13 protein-coding genes are annotated in these 14,399 nt (G+C 57.9%); 2 read left to right on the top strand and 11 right to left on the bottom strand.

Features of this window, described 5'->3' with window-relative positions; genetic code table 11:
• Positions 1-1,293, bottom strand: a complete 1,293-nt coding sequence (locus GOW40_RS12670) for an ABC transporter substrate-binding protein (RefSeq protein ID WP_171132947.1) — start codon at positions 1,291-1,293, stop codon at positions 1-3.
• A gap of 86 nt (positions 1,294-1,379) precedes the next feature.
• Positions 1,380-2,765 carry a hypothetical protein gene (locus GOW40_RS12665; protein ID WP_171230997.1) on the bottom strand — a complete coding sequence of 462 codons (1,386 nt, stop codon included), beginning with the start codon at positions 2,763-2,765 and terminating at the stop codon, positions 1,380-1,382.
• A gap of 42 nt (positions 2,766-2,807) precedes the next feature.
• Here GOW40_RS12665 and GOW40_RS12660 point away from each other — a divergent pair, with 42 nt between their 5' ends.
• Positions 2,808-3,572, top strand: coding sequence for a hypothetical protein (locus GOW40_RS12660; protein ID WP_171132949.1), 765 nt, complete (start codon positions 2,808-2,810; stop codon positions 3,570-3,572).
• Positions 3,573-3,652: 80 nt separating this feature from the next.
• Here GOW40_RS12660 and GOW40_RS12655 read toward each other — a convergent pair whose 3' ends face one another.
• Positions 3,653-4,453 carry a ferredoxin--NADP reductase gene (locus GOW40_RS12655; protein WP_171132950.1) on the bottom strand — a complete coding sequence of 267 codons (801 nt, stop codon included), beginning with the start codon at positions 4,451-4,453 and terminating at the stop codon, positions 3,653-3,655.
• A gap of 137 nt (positions 4,454-4,590) precedes the next feature.
• Here GOW40_RS12655 and GOW40_RS12650 point away from each other — a divergent pair, with 137 nt between their 5' ends.
• Positions 4,591-5,769 carry an amidohydrolase family protein gene (locus GOW40_RS12650; RefSeq protein ID WP_171132951.1) on the top strand — a complete coding sequence of 393 codons (1,179 nt, stop codon included), beginning with the start codon at positions 4,591-4,593 and terminating at the stop codon, positions 5,767-5,769.
• An 8-nt stretch (positions 5,770-5,777) separates the two neighbouring features.
• On the opposite strand, the gene GOW40_RS12645 is transcribed toward GOW40_RS12650, so the two are convergent.
• The 8 genes from GOW40_RS12645 to GOW40_RS12610 form a co-directional block, all read right to left on the bottom strand.
• Positions 5,778-6,203: a MarR family winged helix-turn-helix transcriptional regulator gene (locus tag GOW40_RS12645; RefSeq protein WP_254430479.1), complete on the bottom strand. Its 426-nt coding sequence runs from the start codon at positions 6,201-6,203 to the stop codon at positions 5,778-5,780.
• A gap of 13 nt (positions 6,204-6,216) precedes the next feature.
• Positions 6,217-6,801, bottom strand: a complete 585-nt coding sequence (locus GOW40_RS12640) for an amino acid synthesis family protein (protein ID WP_171132952.1) — start codon at positions 6,799-6,801, stop codon at positions 6,217-6,219.
• Complete coding sequence (locus tag GOW40_RS12635) at positions 6,798-7,379, bottom strand: amino acid synthesis family protein (RefSeq protein ID WP_171132953.1); 582 nt, start codon at positions 7,377-7,379, stop codon at positions 6,798-6,800. Before GOW40_RS12635 ends, GOW40_RS12640 begins: the two co-directional genes overlap by 4 nt.
• The gene (locus GOW40_RS12630; RefSeq protein WP_171132954.1) at positions 7,366-8,229 is read right to left on the bottom strand and encodes a UPF0280 family protein; all 864 of its coding nucleotides are present in this window, start codon (positions 8,227-8,229) and stop codon (positions 7,366-7,368) included. Before GOW40_RS12630 ends, GOW40_RS12635 begins: the two co-directional genes overlap by 14 nt.
• Positions 8,226-9,710, bottom strand: coding sequence for a 6-hydroxynicotinate reductase (locus tag GOW40_RS12625; protein ID WP_171132955.1), 1,485 nt, complete (start codon positions 9,708-9,710; stop codon positions 8,226-8,228). The genes GOW40_RS12630 and GOW40_RS12625 overlap by 4 nt, the downstream gene beginning before the upstream one ends.
• Entirely contained in the window at positions 9,707-12,445 is a 2,739-nt protein-coding gene (locus GOW40_RS12620; RefSeq protein WP_171132956.1) for a molybdopterin cofactor-binding domain-containing protein, read from the bottom strand. The genes GOW40_RS12625 and GOW40_RS12620 overlap by 4 nt, the downstream gene beginning before the upstream one ends.
• Positions 12,442-13,272 carry a xanthine dehydrogenase family protein subunit M gene (locus GOW40_RS12615; RefSeq protein ID WP_171132957.1) on the bottom strand — a complete coding sequence of 277 codons (831 nt, stop codon included), beginning with the start codon at positions 13,270-13,272 and terminating at the stop codon, positions 12,442-12,444. Before GOW40_RS12615 ends, GOW40_RS12620 begins: the two co-directional genes overlap by 4 nt.
• A gap of 166 nt (positions 13,273-13,438) precedes the next feature.
• Positions 13,439-14,395 (bottom strand): formylglycine-generating enzyme family protein, encoded by a 957-nt coding sequence (locus GOW40_RS12610; protein WP_371731843.1) that lies wholly within the window; start codon positions 14,393-14,395, stop codon positions 13,439-13,441.
• Between the last annotated feature and the right edge of the window lie 4 nt (positions 14,396-14,399).

The following is a 14,399-nucleotide window of genomic DNA, read 5'->3' as shown; positions in this document are numbered from 1 at the left end:
TCAGAAGGATTGTGTCGTATAATCCACTTCGTCCGCATAAAGCCCATCTTCGATCGATGCTGTGTGCACGACCTCAAGATTTCCGTCGCTGACCTTCGAGATGAACTGTTTGCCAAACGCCTGATGCGTCTTGCCGTTGAACAGCTTATCCCCCTGAGGATGGTCAAGTGACTCGGGCATTTCGGTCATGGCTTCGACCGCCTCGATCAGTTTGGTGCGATCTGCAGGGCCCTGATAGTCGGCAGCTTCCATGCCGGCCTTGATCACGTTCAAAGTCTCCCAGCAGCCAAACATATGCGCGTAGGTTGCGACGTTCGCCGGATCGTCGATCGCGGCACCGCGGTCATTAACCCCAACCGCTGCACGATAGGCCGAGGCCGCCTCGGATTCATTTGCTTGTTTGTGGCGGGGCATGCCCTCCCAGAAATAGGTGCCTTCCAGGAACTCAAGACCGGGGCTTTGTATATCGACGGCTTCGAGGCTGTCGATAAAGCCAAAGATTTCGGGTCGGCTGGGTCCAAAGAACTCGCCCATTTCCTTGACGAATGTCAAAACTGCGGGGCCGACCATCACGTGATAGATGACTTCGGTTTCGCGCGGGATGTTGGGGAAGTAGCGGGTAAAGGTCGTTTCTGTCGGTGGGATTGCGATCTTGGCAACAACTTCACCGCCTTGCGCTTCGATCGCTTCCGAGAAGAAATCGCGGTGATCGTGACCGAAGGCAAAATCAGGATAGATCATAGTGACCTTTTTGCCGAGGTTGTCGGCAACGAAAGGCGCCATCGAGATCACCTGGCTTTTCACATCGGTGATACCGGGCTGCAGCGTATAGCGATTGAGCATTCCGCTGGCCACATGATGGCCTTCAGAGACCACAAAATAGGGCAGTTTCAATTCGCCTGCGCGAGGGGCAGAACCAATCACCACATGGCTGAACAGGGTTCCGAAGGCCACATCGACCTCGTGCTGGTTGGCGAATTTTTCCAACACTTCAGCACCACGCCCCGGGTCGGTTGCGTCATCCTCGGTGATGATCTCAACGGGGCGACCGTTGATACCACCCATCTCGTTGATGCGCGCGACGGCCGCGGTTGTTGTGGTATCGTACCAACGGCCATAAGCGGCCCCGATACCGGTGGCATGTTTCTGAAAACCGATTTTGATCGGAGCCGAGCTTTGCGCCTGCGCAAACCCAAGCGAGCCGGGCAGGACACCGGTGGTCGCCAAGGCTCCGGCGCCAGCACCGAGACCCAAAAGTGTCTTTCTGCGACTGATCTTTGGGGGGTTCTTCATGGCGTTTTTCTCCTCTGTTGTTTGCTGGGCGATGTCTCGCCTCTTTTGAAGTAGTTTGTATGCACACTAACGAGTTGTCTACATTTTTATGCGCCTCTTGGGCTTGCGAGCAGCCAGAGTCCGAATATTGTGTAGAAAACCATTAGAATTGAGATACCCGACTGCAGGGCCAGGATGTCTCGACGTGAACTGCAAAAAGTCTCGGCGGTTCGGTGACTTAGGAGCACAGCCAGAACATGTGACAAGACAACCGCGCCAGCCTGGCAAAGCCATATTGCTTTTACCGTGCCAGGGACCGTCAGAAACCCGACCATCACGCGACGATGTCCCAGACCGAACAGGTTCCAGCCAAGAGCGAACGGATCTGCCAGTGTGGCTAGCACAACTTGGATTTGAACCAGGAAGGTCACAAAGTAATGTGCGAAATGATAGCCAATCGCAATCGGTAACAGGGTGAACGAAAAGCGTACGAAGGCTGTTTTGAATCCGACGCTGCCTTTGACCAAGGCTGTTCCTAAAAAAACAGCGAGTGCGAAAATAGCAGTCAGAAATAGAATGCTGCCGTAAAGGCCAAGCGTTGTAGGCCAGACCAGCGCAGTTCGGCCCGGATATTCAAGCGGATTGACCCCAATCCGCGCAAGCCACCGAAAGGTTTCGTAGAGGCCGTCGAAACTGCCCGACGCCAGGACAATCAGGATAAACCCCGCGTGGCTGAGATCTAGCTGATGTTTGCTAAATACTTGCCAACCCGGAAAACCAATTGAGCTTCGCTTCACGGGACGAAGAAGGCCGATCAGAGTGAACAGGACCGTAAAGCACTCGACCTGCCGCAGCCAGGTCTCGCGCCCGAAAACTGTCATGCCCGCCAATGTAAACACCCAGTAGCCAATAGCAAATATGGCCAGTCGTTCGGGATCATTCGGTGCGGCATCGGCCAGCACAAAGCCCTGAAACGCGGCCATAATCACCACTGCTGGCCAGATCGAAAGACCTGCTGGCAGGGTGATCAGCGCTTTGGATTCTGGCACCAAAACCCGGAGCAGGGCTGGCCAGGGGTTGATCCATGACCAGATGTCGAAAACGAGGGCCTGTACGACAAACAGCAACATCCACCAGACCGTCCACAAAACCAGAGGCATCAGGTTTGCTTGTGGATCAGTGGGGCCGCGCAGCCCGATCAGTATGAGCAGCGCCAAGCCGATGGCGGCAAAAAGCTGCCCCCAACCGCGCCAGTCCCTTTTGGCCCGTGGCGGGCCCAAAACCACCGGTCGCATCAGCGGGTCAAGTTGCCCGGGTCGCAGCAGGATAAGCAACAGGATTGTGGCCGCGACGGTCAGGGTGCCCCCGACAATATATGCGGTGGTCGGCAGAAGAAGTACAAAGCCCTGATCAGCGGCGTGGGCCAATGCGGGCCCCGACGCCAAAATGACGGCCAAAGGCGCAGCAAGGCAGGACTTCACAAGCAGCGTCATTTTATTAGTATACACATAAATTTCTGCGAGGGGGCAAGTCTGATGAAGAAACGCTGGTTCGTCATTGCGAGTGTCTTGGCTCTGCTTGGTCTCACCTACGTTTATACGAGTAAGCCGCAAAGTGAAGTTAAGGTTTCTGACGGGCGCGCCGTGCCTATGGGAGCCTCAGGCGAGCTGTTCATGGTCACTTTAAACCTGCAAAATGACGGTTCTGCGGTGGTCTTACAGGGCGTTACTTCTCCGTCCGGCGCAGCCGTATCCTTCATGAACCCCGGCTATGATGGTCGTCTTGTGGTGCCCGGGGGCGATACGGCGCAGCTTGCAATGGACGGCGCTCATGTCGTACTGCGCGTGCCGCAGGGAACGTTTCCAGCGGGCGGGTTTCATTCCCTGGCCCTGGAATTCGACGACGGAAGCGAAGTCTCGGCTCGTATCCTGCATCCCGAAGTCACCGCAGCAACGGCAATGGATCACAGTGCAACCATTGGGATTGCCCTGTCGCCGGGGCCAACCATCGCGTTGGTGCAAGATCCTGAGGTCAGACCTGAAGGGTTTGATGTTGAGATCCGCGTTGAGAATTTCGAATTCACCCGTGTTGATGATAGCGCACCCCATGTCGATGGTCAGGGCCATGCGCATATCTATCTGAACGGGCTCAAACTAGGGCGCCTTTATGAGGAACGTTTCGCCATTGGAACGCTGGCACCGGGCGAATATGTGCTGAGCGTTGTCCTCAACACGAACGACCATCGCCCTTACGTCTCGAACGGTGAGCCTGTCGTGTTGTCCTATGCGTTTACGCTGTAAACTGTTCCGGTCGGATATTTGGCGTTCTGTTCGAACACAAAAAATTTTGCCAACGGAGGTGCTTGAGCAGGCGTTTCACGTCAATCCACGAAAGCGCGTTCGACCACAAAAGTATCGGGCTTGTTGTTCGACCCCTCGACCAGCCCGAAACCTTCAAGGGCCGTCTTGGTGTCTTTGAGCATGGACATGGAACCGCAGATCATACCCCGATCAGCTTGGGGTGAGATCTGTGGCACGCCCAGATCGTCAAAGACTTTGCCCGAGGCCATCAGGCCAGTGATCCGGCCCATAAAGGGGTAATCCTCGCGCGTTGTTGTCGCATAAAGGCGCAAGCCACTGGCAAACTCACCACATAACGGGTCGTCCTTGACCGAGGCGACCAGGGTCTGACTATAGGTCAGCTCGGCCACCTCGCGACAGGTATGTGTGACGATGACTTTTTCGAATTTCTCATAGGTTTCGGGATCGCGGATCAGGCTGGCAAAGGGGGCAAAACCTGTGCCGGTCGAGAACATCCACAGCCGTTTTCCGGGCAGCAGGGCATCATTGACCAAGGTGCCTGTCGGCTTTTTCCGCATCAGGACAGTGTCGCCTTCCTTGATCTTCTGCAAGTGCTCGGTCAACGGGCCGCCCGGAACCTTGATCGAATAGAACTCAAGCTCTTCGTCCCAGCTGGGTGACGCGATGGAATAGGCCCGGAATACCGGCTTTTCCGCGTTGGGCAGGCCAATCATCACGAACTCACCGGATCGGAACCGAAACGACGCGGGCCGCGTCATGCGGAAGCGGAACAAACGGTCAGTATAGTGTTGTACCTCGGTGACCGTTTCGGCGAATACGCCTGTGGGGATCGGGAATGCGGTCTCGATTTTGCCATCCATAACACTTACTCTAATCGTTAGTATACTAATGAATAGGCGATTGCCCGCGCGTGTGTCAATTCTTGTTTTCAAGGCTTTGAGCCGAACAAACAGGCTTGACGCTTTGCCCTAAGATATATTCGTATACTAACGAACGGATGGAGGTGCTCGTGGAAAAGCTGGTCATAAAAAACATCGGCATGATTTTGTCTGGCAAAATGGAAGAGCCGATCTTTGACGGAGACTGCCTGATCGCGATTGATGGCAAGATCCTGGAATGGGGGAGCGAGAAAGATCTGGATACCGAGGATGCCACCTGTATCGTCGACGCACATGGGGTGACGCTGGCGCCGGGTCTGATAGACAGCCACGTGCACCCGGTTGTGGGTGACTACACCCCCCGTCAGCAACAATTGCACTGGATTGATTCCACCCTGAATGGCGGTGTGACCACCATGATCTCGGCGGGTGAGGTCCATATGCCCGGGCGTCCCAAGGACATTGTCGGCCTCAAGGCGATGTCGATTGCGGCGCAGCGCTGGTACGAGAATTTTCGCCCCTCCGGGGTCAAGGTTCATGCGGGTGCACCGGTGATTGAGCATGGGATGGTCGAAGAGGATTTCGCCGAGCTTGCCAATGCCGGGGTCAAATATCTGGGTGAGGTCGGGCTTGGTTCGGTCAAGGATGGCAAGACGGCCAACCAGATGGTGGACTGGGCCCGCAAATACGGCATTCAATCGACGATCCATACCGGAGGGCCATCAATCCCCGGTTCAGGATTGATCGATGCAGACATGGTGATCGAGACAGGCAGTGACGTGATCGGCCATATCAACGGCGGTCACTCGGCCTTGCCCGATGATCAGATCATCTGCCTGTGTGAAACCTGCACCAAACAAGCCTTCGAGATTGTCCACAACGGCAATGAGCGGGCCGCCGTGCTGACAGTGAACACCGCGCGCGAGCTGGGCAAGCTGGATCAAGTCATTCTGGGCACCGACGGGCCTGCGGGTTCGGGGGTGCAGCCATTGGGCATTCTGCGCATGATCGCGATGCTTTCGGCCTTTGGCAATGTGCCCGCCGAGATCGCATTTTGCTTTGGCAATGGAAACACGTCCCGTCAACGTGATTTGGATGTCGGATTGATCGAAAAGGGCTATGCGGCTGATTTTGTCCTGCTGGATCAGGCTCAACACGCTCCGGGTAAGACCATGCTGGAAAGCGTGGTGCAGGGAAACCTGCCGGGTGTGGGCATGACAATCATCGACGGGGTAATCCGCTCGGAACGGTCACGTAACACACCACCGGCCCAAAGGCTGCCGGAACGCATCTTGTAAAAGGCGCTTCAGCTGATCTTTTTAAGCAGTTGCAGAAGGGTTTCTCGTTCAGCTGTATCCAGCGGGGCAAGCGTTTCGTCCGATATCGACAGCCCGTCCGCGTATAGCTGATCCATCAAGGCCGCGCCGTTCGACGTCAGCGAGATGATCGACCGGCGCTTGTCATGAGGATCTGACGCTGATTGCAACAAACCTTTTGACTTGAGCCGATCCACCACCCCCTTGATTGTGGCGATATCCATCGCGGCCAAACGTCCAAGCTGGTTTTGACTGACCTCGCCGGTTTCGGCGACGCGGATCAGGGTGGCAAATTGCGTAGGCGTCAGCCCTTCCGAGACCCGACTTTGAAAGATTACAGCGTGGCGCTGGCTGGCCAGCCTCAGAAGGTATCCGACCTGTTCACTCAGCCGATATTTGGTTTCGCTTTCGGACAAGACGGACTCCCATTTACCGAAGCCCGTCTTTGCCCTCTGCATCCGCATGGGTCAAGCCCCCGACACGTGGCAGGGGTCGGCCGCTATCAGTGACGGCGACGGCCACCATAATCTCATTGGCGCGCGGCGCATCGTTCAGGCGCACTTCGATCCCGTCAAAATGGCTGCGCACATAGGCGGCGTCCTTATGACCGAGAGGGACGTCCAGCACCTGACCGGGTGATCCCATCTTCTTTGATGAGGGCACCAGAGCGGCGCCTTTCTCGACCTCTTTGCGCAGCGGAGCGCCAAGCTTTGGGTGCAGGATGGCTGCGGCGTGTTCCAATTCACCATTTTCGCCAACCATTGCGGATTTGCCAAAGCTTTCGGCCTGATCGGGAGTGATGCCCAAAGCCTGGACACATTTGCGACCCAAAAGCGCGCCCAGCTCTGCGCCAATATCCATCAGCAGGGTCAGATCTTCCTGATAGGCGCCTGCAAACGGGTTTTCGATCACCGCAACGGCCACGGCTTTGCGGGTTGCGGGATCTATTTTGCGCCCGATTTCGGTGTGGGTTTCTTCGATGTTAACGGCAATTTTGCGTATCTTGGCGGTCATCTCAGCCCATCCTCTCCCTTGATGTCTGCGGCGGCCAAGCCGCCTGCGCGGTTATGTATTCGCGCGCCGGTACTCATGACCAAAACCAGAGCCATCTCATGCGCTTTGGGCGCATCATTCAAGCCTACTTCCATACTGTCGAAATGGCTGCGCACATAAGAGGCGTTGATATGGGTTATCGGAACGTCCAGACGCCCACCAACACCGGCAACTTTCTTCGATGACGGCACGATTGCGTTGGAGTCGTTCAACAGCTCGCGCATCGCATAGCCGCCCGGCGCGTGCCAAAGCGCGCCATGTTCCAACTCGCCTGCTTCGCCGATCATCGCGCCTTTGCCGTAGCCTTCGATCTGATCGGCATCGCCCAAAAGGTTCACCAGCCGCCCGGCCATCTGCAGGCCCAGCGGTTTGAGATCTTCCATGAACCACTGGATATCCGGCTCATAGCGGCCAGCAAAAGGGTTGGTTATCACCGCAATTGCGGCAGCTCGGCGAAGGGGGGTCTTGGGCGCGGGGCCGCCTTCATGAAAGATTTCTTCGACCGTATAGGCGGTCTTGCGCAGGTCAAGCTTGGACATGTTCAGGCTCTTGTTGGAAGGTTAATATCTGAGCGCCAAGGGTGGCGCAGCGGCCTTGCAGAAACGCTGCAGCTGCAGCGATACCCCCTTGGGCTTGAAAGGTTCTGGCCGTTTCGATCCCGTTGGCCAGCGCGCGGTCGCACTCGTCGTCGGAGAGCGTGTCACAACTGACAGTGACAGGCAGGTCGCCCAAATCGCTGGCCTCGTCAACCTCGTGGGCCGGGCGTCGGGTGACCGCAGGATGATCCGGCAAATCGACCGCATTTGCCACAAGTGTCGCCGCCACATCAGCCTTTGCGGCGGACCGGGTCAGAACGGTGACGCTGTCGGCGATCCCCAGCGACAGGCTGCGCCCGTGACGACCCGAAGTAGCGATGCCGCCAATACCATCTTCGGCCGAGATATCGATGCGCCCCATTTCCTTACCATCATAGGCGCTGATCGCCGTCCTGAACGATGTGCCCGGTGCCAGATATAAAGCGATATCACCACCATTGTTGACGTAGGCGCGGGTAAGGGGCGCGCCAGAAGTCATGGCGCCCAGCACCTCATCGGCAATCGCACCGGCAACGGCGGCCATGCGCGTCAGTTGTGTCTGACCCACATAGGGCAGGCAGACATCATGCATCCTCTTTGCAACCGCGCCTCGGGGCCGAGCGCTGCAGGTACTAAGGCGGGTGCGCAGGTCGGGGAGTTCGTCCACAAGCTCGGCGATAATGGTGCCAAAGCGCTTGGTGGCAGCGTGATAGGCCTGATCTCGGGCCCCTTCAGCCCATACGACCAGATCGCTTGGCCCGTGTTGCAGGTGAAGCCGTTGGCCATCGGGCAGGATGCGGGCTGTCGCGCTCATTCGGGTTGGGCTTTCCACCGGTAATTGCCCAGATCCATCGGATCGCCCGCCTTGGGGTTTTGGGGCACGCGGCGTGTTTCGGTTGCGTTTATATCGCTGACACGCCGCATGCTGTTCACGTGGCCACCCAAGGCGGCATAGTCGCTGACGCGCAGAGTGAACTCGATCGGTGCCACCAGTGCGGGTGTCGGCACATAGCCGAATGAGTTGGTGGGCATGTCCAAAACATCTACCATTACCGTGATGCCGCCACCGGGCCAGACATAGGCATTTGCGCCACCGCAAGAGACATGTGTCAGCGCGTCCTTGACCGATTTGGTCAATCGCACGGGGTTCTCGGTCACACCTGCGCGCAAGCTGCCACCGGCGCCCCCCATGAACAGGACCGAGCATACCGAAGGTTCGCAGTTCTCGGCAATCAGATGGGCCGACAGCGCCAGTGGTTTGGGTACATCGCGGGGCTCTGGCACAAGGTCCGCGTTCAACTCGTAATAAGCGAATTGTTCGCCGGTTGTGGACACCATGAACAGCCGCAACCCTTCCCAGGCCACTTTGGAATTAAAGGGCCCAAGGATCGCCAGCGGGTCTTCGATATCGGTGCCGCCCCAACCGGTGCCCGGTTCGGCCACCTGGAAGTACCGTCCAGGCGTCGAACGACGCCCCTTGATCTTGATGCCTGTCGGCGGCACGTCCAGTTGCTTGCCGGTTTCATGTTCGCTGAGCACACCGGTGATGTGGTCATCCACTACCACCACATCATCCACATGGCCGATCCATTGTTTGGGGAACATGCCAATGGTGGCTGATCCACAGCCCACACGCATCAGGTTTTCGGTCACCCCGTTGATGATCGGGGGTTTGCCCGCCTCAACAACCACTTCGGTGGAATGATCTGCCTCGCCGATGGTCATCGTCACCGCCTCGCGGTTGCACAGGCGCAACAGCGCGTCGCAGGTCACCCGGCCTTCTTTTTTCGAGCCACCGGTCAAGTGCTCGACCCCTCCAAGCGACAGCATCTTCGAGCCATATTCCGAGGTCATCACATGGCCGATGGGCTCCCCATCCACGCGCACGACATCACGCTCATGGCCGATATGGCGGTCGGTGTCGATCTTTACCTTGACGCCGCAATAGCTGAAGATCCCTTCAGTTACGACGGTGACCATATCAACTCCGTCGACCTCCTGACTGGCGATGAAAGGGGCAGGTTTGTAATCGGGATAGGTGGTCCCGGCGCCCACGGCTGTTACGAATTGCCGCCCGCCCTTGATGATGTCGCCATCCCAGTCTGCTTGCGCGCCTTCACCCATGAACGGCACCAGATCCTGACCGCTTTGGATTATGGTAAGGGGATCCAGCCGGACCAACGTGCCCTTATGGTTGGCATAACGATCACAGGCACCGGAGTTGCCATCGGCGATATAGCACATCACCGGGCAGGCATCGCAGCGGATCTTTTCGGGTTTGCCCACGTCTTTCATGATGTGCCCCTTTGGTTGATAGCCGCATGGACGGTGCTTGGCGTGGCTGGTCCCTTGTACAGCCGCACACCCGTTGCATGTTTGATCGCGTTCAAAAGCGCGGGTGCAGTGGGGATCAGTACATGTTCACCCAGGCCCTTGGCCCCATAAGGTCCGTGTGCGTCCTGTTCTTCGATGATGATTGTCTCAATCGGGGGAATATCCCCGATGGTCGGTATCAGATAGTCATGCAAATTCTCGGTCCGGCCCGGGATATACTCTTCCATCAAAGCCATGCCCAGACCTTGTGCAATGCCCCCATGCACCTGACCTTCCACCAGCATGGGGTTGATGGCCTGACCCACATCATGCGCCGCGACAAATCTGATAGGTTTCACAGTGCCCAGGGTCAGATCGACCTCGACCACCGCAAGATGCGCCGCATAGCCGAATTGGGCATAGGGATGGCCCTGACCGTTTTCATCCAGAGGTTTGGTCGGCGGATCATAGCTTTCGGAGGCGCACAGCACAAAGCCCTCATCGTCAGCGGCCAAGGATCCAAGGTCCAGAACATGAGTACCGGCGGCATCGATGGCGTGAACCGCGCCTGCGCGGAACTCGAGCGTGGCATCTTCGGCCACGTTCAGCCGCTCAAGAATGGCCGCTCTCAGCGCTTCACCTGACAGCCGCGCGGCGTTGCCTGACACAAAGGTCTGGCGCGAGGCCGAGGTTTTGCCTGCATCGGGCGTCATATCCGTATCCGCTCCGACCCGTTCGATCTGGGCTGCATCAATGCCAAGTGCGGTGGCAAAGACCTGCGTGATTACGGTATTTGCGCCCTGACCGATATCCATCGCGCCCTGATGCAGCACGACTGTGCCGTCGGCGCAGATGCCGCTCTTGATGGTCGAGGGGTTCGGGAGCGAGGTGTTTCCGCAGCCGTACCAGCCGCCCGCAACGCCAACACCGCGTTTCACCTGTTGGTGCTCGGCGTTGAACTGCGCCGCCGCCGCGCGTTCGCTGGCCCAGGCGGGACGCAGGGCCTCAAAACAGGCTTTGATGCCGACCCCCTGGTCAAATACCTGGCCACAAACGGTTGGGACTCCGTTGTCCAGTGCGTTCAGGACACGAAAGTCCAGCGCATCCATACCCAGCGTGTCGGCCAGTTCATCAAACAGGCTTTCTTGCGCAATCGCCGATTGCGGCACACCAAAGCCCCGGAATGCTCCGGCAGGGGGGTTGTTCGTATGTACGCCTTTGGCGTGAGCGCTGTAATCGGCCACGTGATAGGGCCCCGAAGCGTGAACCGGCACTCGGTTTGCAACCGTCGGTCCCCAACTGGCATAAGCGCCGGTATCGAATGTCCCGCGAAAGTCGAAGCCGCAAAGCTTTCCATCCCGGTTGGCTCCAATCGTCACCGTAATGTCCGAGGGGTGCCGTTTGGTCGAGCTTTGCATCGATTCCGTTCGGGTATAGCAAAGCCGCACCGGCTTGCCCGTTTTCAGTGCGGCGAGCGCAAGATAGGGTTGGACGCTCAGATCGAGCTTCGACCCAAACCCGCCCCCAACAGCTGTTGGGACGACGCGGATTTTGGACCGGTCGATACGCAGAATATGTTCCAGCCCTTCAAGGTCCATCACCGGGGCCTGCGTGCAGGCGTGAACCTCAAGGCGACCATCGACCAGTTGGGCAAACCCAGCCTCAGGCTCGATATAACCATGTTCAACAAAACCGCTTTGGAACCGGCCCTCGACCGTGACATCGGCGCGCGCCAAAGCGGATTTGGCATCACCGCGGCTGACAAAGCCGCCGCACATCACGTTGCGTTCGCGTCCCTTGTGCAATTGCGCCGCATCCGCACTTTGGGCTGCGTCAACATCGGTAGCAGCGGGTTCTTCTTTCCAAGTGATAGGCAAGCTCGTGGGATCAATTGCGCGCAACCTGTCGCGGGGGCCGACCAGTGCCGCGACAGCTTCACCCCGAAACCGCGTTTCAGTTTCCGCAAAGACGGGCTGATCCTCGAACCCAGGGATCACGCCGTATGTATTCTGACCCGAGACATCAGCCGCCGTCAAAACCGCATCAAGCCCCGCCTCTTGGGCAAATCCCTGCAGGTCGCCGATTTCAAACTTGGCCCGTGCAAAGGGGGACCGGATGACCAGGATCTCAAGGCAACCCATTGGTGCCACATCGTCGCCATAGGCGACTTGTGCGTTGACCTTGTCTCGCCCATCCAGATGCCGGATCGCATCGCCAACGGCGCCGTCAGTTCTTACCGCGACAGCCCGTACGCCCATCACCGCATCAATGATCTTGCGGTAGCCGGTGCAGCGGCACAAAACACCACCAAGCGCGTCTTGCACCTGTTCCTCACTGGGTTCGGGCACGTCGCGCAACAAAGCAATCGCCGATACCATCATGCCCGGTGTGCAGATACCGCATTGTGCGGCACCATGGTCTAGAAAGCTCTCGCTGAGACGGGTGGCAAGAGGATCATTGGCCTGAAGGCCCTGTACAGTCTCAACTTCACGACCGGCAACCCGATGTGCCGGTGTCAGGCAGGCACAGACAGGTGCGCCATCGATCAGAACCGTGCACGCGCCGCAATCGCCCGCGTCGCAGCCGATCTTGACATCGCGCTGTCCGAGCCCTTCGCGCAGCAACTCGGACAAGCGCTGCCCGGGCGCAAGAATTGGGGCCTGATCCTGCCCGTTCAGGCGGAACGGCGTCGGTTTTTCTGTCACTGGTTTGTTCATGTTTCAATCGCCCTCAGGATAGAACGTTGAATCTGTTCGGCAGCTGCCGCCAAGCGATAGTCACCGCTTCCGCGCACGTCATCAATGGGCGCCAGCGGGGCCAAATGCGCCTGAGTGATCCGAAGTGCCCTCGGATCCTGGCCAACAAGATCGGCCTCAAGATCAGCAAGCCTCTGCGCCACGGCCGAACAGGCCCCCACAGCGATACGTGCTTCGGCGACCTTACCCTGTTCGTCCAGCACCACATTGGCCGCCGTCATGACGATTGAGATCACCAGATATCGGCGGCTTCCCAGCTTCTCAAATCCGGACCTCATGCCGGGTGGGCATTTGGGGACCAGGATCGCGGTCACCAACTCGTCTTTTGCCAAAGTGGTCTGCCGCACTCCTGTGATGAATGCGCTCAGCGGTATTACCCGAACACCGCGCTCCGCACTACAGAGCTCGACCTTTGCATCCAACGCCAACAATGGCGGCACACCATCCGCGGCTGGAGAGGCATTGCAGATGTTTCCCGCAACTGTGCCCGCGTTCTGAATTTGAAGGCTACCCACTTCGCGCGCCGCTTGTTTGAGCGCATCAAAACCTGGTGGCAAATCCGCCTTAATCACATCGGACCAGGTGACAGCCGCGCCAAATCGGACGCCCTCGTGGTCCTGCGTGATGTCCGAGAGGCCATCTATCCGCGTGATATCAAGCAGTGATGTCGGCTGTTGCCCAGGCTGCATGGCGGGATAGAAATCAGTACCACCGGCCACAACACGTGTTTCGGCCTCCTGAAGAACAGAAAGAGCATCAGATAACAAGCTGGGTTGCGAGTAGGCCATGCGCTCCTGCTATCGTCGTTAGTATGCAAACGATAAGGGCTGGCATCTGACCGAGTCAACAACAATATCTGATTGGCGTAACTGATCTGGGCCGAGTGATGAGGGATGGAATTTTCCGATTACCAACCATTGCAAGGGCAAGCGTCGCAGGCGGGTCGCGCGGAACCTAAAGGCGGTCTGGCCAGGCGACGCGGAATCCGTGATGAGGTGTTGCGCTGTCCGGCGATGTGCCCGATCGCGCAGCGATCCGGTACCGATAGCAATAAGAGCGGTGGCACAGGAATGATCCGCCTTTGGACAACTTATAACCTGGCATACTCGCTAGCCGGTCCCGGACTTGCTTCTTCAACGACTTGATCCTGAACGCATCGGCTGTCCATTCCCAGACATTGCCAACCAGATTGTACAGCCCATAGCCGTTTGGATCGAACGAGCGTGCAGGGGCCGTTGTGATAAAACCGTCTTGGCCGGTGTTAAACTCCGGGAAACGGCCTTGCCAGATATTACAGGGCAAGACATCGGTATCGTTGGGCTCTTGGTCTCCCCAGGGGAAGCGCACGTCGCCCAACCCCCCTCGGGCGGCATGTTCCCATTCGGCCTCGGTGGGAAGATAGCCTCCGACCCAAGTGCAATAGGCGCGCGCGTCGTTCCAAGAGACCTGAACCACCGGATGGTCTGCGTGCCATGTGTCTGCTTGTGTGCCAGGGCCGTTTATGTCGCGCCAGTTTGCGCCGTCGACCCGCCGCCACCATTCGGCCCCGGAAACAGCCTGTGTCGGCCCCACCTCTTTCGGGACCTCGGACCAGAATACAAACGACCATCCGATCCGTTCGGCTTCGGTGACATAGCCTGTGGCCTCGGTGAAAGCTTGAAACTCTGCGTTTGTGACTGTCGTAGCACCTAAGCGAAACGGTTTTATCCTTGTACGGCGCAACGGTGCTTCGCCATCGTTTGGAATGAATTCGGTGCGGGTGCCTAGCAGACTGTTGCCACCGGGAATCTGGCAAGCGGTTGCCCAGAGCTTTTGATTTGTCAGAGGATCTTTCGAAATCTCAACAGGGGCCAGTCGAGAGCCGTTTCGTGCTGGCCCGCAACAGTTTGGATTTTTGTCAGAATGCGTCACAGGT

The organism is Ruegeria sp. HKCCA6707 (assembly GCF_013033515.1).
Taxonomy (GTDB): Bacteria; Pseudomonadota; Alphaproteobacteria; order Rhodobacterales; family Rhodobacteraceae; genus Ruegeria.
The sequence above is the reverse complement of the archived record's forward strand: the minus strand, read 5'-3'. Positions and strand labels throughout refer to the sequence as shown.